The 1,565-nt window shown below is 43.1% G+C and carries 1 protein-coding gene; it reads right to left on the reverse strand.

Translation table 11 applies throughout. The features are described from left to right. Positions 1-1,565: AAA family ATPase (locus H5T41_11095; GenBank protein ID MBC7109304.1), on the reverse strand; the 1,565-nt coding region annotated here is incomplete at both ends.

A 1,565-nucleotide genomic window follows, 5' to 3' on the forward strand; every position in this document is an offset into this window, starting at 1 on the left:
GTCAGGCCATCATGATTTTTCATATTAAAAATCCGGTGCTGCTTGGGCCGACGCAAATCAGCATCAATCAGCAACACCTTTTTCCCCATCTGAGCTAAGCTTACGGCCAGGTTGGAAATTGTAGTCGTTTTCCCTTCAGTAGGCAGAGCACTGGTGACAATCATACTCCTCAGGTTGCTCTGAGGCCCCGACAGTAACAGGGCAGTCCGAAGCGAACGATAGTTTTCAGCGAAAACCGATTCCGGGGCAAAATGAGTTATGAGTTCTATACTCTTAGGTTCAGTCTCTTCTTTCTTTCCTTCTTTCCTTTCAGCTAACTTACCTTTCCGGCCATCTTCTCCAGAGCGATAAGCATAGTAATAAGCATAAGCTCTGGCGTTTTCGCCAAAAGCCGGAACCACTCCCAGGGTGGGCAACCCCGAATAGCGTTCGACATCTTCGACTGATTTAACCGAATTGTCCAGATATTCCATCACAAAAGCCAGCCCAACTCCGCCAAAAAGCCCCAGGAAAAGAGCCAGCAGTAGATTCCGAAATTTCTTCGGACTGGACGGCTTGATGGGTATATCAGCCCGATCCACTATACGAATGTTTGAAGTTCTCAATCCCTTCAACCTGGCTGAGACGCCAGTCTCACTTTGTCTTTTTAGCAGAGATTCTAATAGATTTTTCCTGTTTTCGATCTCAATCTTAAGACTGTTGTAAAGGATAGCATTAGAGTTCATACGGAAAGCCTCTTCTTTCTGCCTGTCAAATAGTTCCTGGAGAGACTTTTCTTTCTTCAGAGCTGCCTGATATTCAGAATAAGCTGCTTTCACTAAGCTTTCTGTTTCATTTTTAAGTAATTCTCTGGCACTGTCCAATTCAGCTTTCAGCCTTTGCATTTCAGGATACTCAGGCTGAAACTGTTCTTGCATTTTGGCATATTCTCGACTCAGTTTGAGATAGTCTTCTCTTAGGCGTTGGATTAAAGGATTACTTAAAGCTTCCGGGATGTAATCCGGAGAAGCATTTTTAATCTCATTATAGTAGGCTTCTTTACGAACCCGGTCAATCTGAGCTTCAGTTAAGGCTTTATTCAGCTCACTCAACTTATCCAGAATGGTGGTTTCTTTATCACTGAGGATAACAATATTCTTTTCCTGTCCATAATTCTGCAATTCCTGTTCTTTCTGGCTGATTTCCTTTTTCAACTCATTAATCTGTTGACTCAGGAATTCAGTAGCTTGTTCTGTGGCTTCAGATTTAGTTTCAATATTCATGTCCACAAAAGAATCAAAAAGAGCATTAACACACTCGCTGGCCAGACCCGGATCATGAGCTTTAAAAGTTACTTCAACCAGCCTGGTCATCCTGATAGGCTTGACTTCCAGCCGGTCAAGGAATTGGTCAACCATCTTCTGCCTGAAAAGGGGATTTTTCAGCTCTTCAGAGGTAACCTGCTTCTTTCCCGAAAACTCCTCTTTTTCCCACAATTTCAATTTATTGATAGTTCTCTCGGCCAGACTGCGACTTTGGAGCAGTTTGTACTGGGTCTGGAAGTAATCATCGCGAAAAGTTTCAAT

The organism is Methanomassiliicoccales archaeon, from assembly GCA_014361295.1.
In the GTDB taxonomy this organism is placed as follows: domain Archaea; phylum Thermoplasmatota; class Thermoplasmata; order Methanomassiliicoccales; family JACIVX01; genus JACIVX01.